Annotated in this window: 1 protein-coding gene; it reads right to left on the bottom strand. The window is 35.6% G+C overall.

The window, feature by feature from the left end; genetic code table 11:
- A partial coding sequence (locus tag AC1DJR_RS34210) for an alpha/beta hydrolase (RefSeq protein WP_477004693.1) occupies positions 1 to 351 on the bottom strand: 351 nt, incomplete at both ends.

The raw sequence follows: 351 nt of genomic DNA, 5'->3' as shown, positions 1-351 counted from the left end.
GATCCAGACATTGACAACACGTTTCCGAAAACATGTGGATTTTGAAGCGCTACATAAAAAGCTGCTAAGCCACCAAGACTGAAACCAGCAATTGTTGTATGATTCTTTTCTTGATATACGTGATACCTAGCTTGAATCCATGGAAGTAGTTCCTCCGTTAAAAATGTATTCATTTTATCGTTATAAGTTAGCTCTTCTAGTCGATCAACGGGTTCTATTGCAACAGCAATACAAGATGGGATTTCTTTTTCGTATATTAAATAATTGAGTGTTCTTGCGATTGAAAGGTTATTAATGAATGAATTCCCATCAAACACAATGAGAAGTTCTTGAAGATGTGAAGTGTGAGAA

This window comes from Bacillus sp. 05T31 (assembly GCF_056396725.1).
Note: the sequence above shows the minus strand (reverse complement) of the source record. Positions and strands in the feature narration are given on the sequence as shown.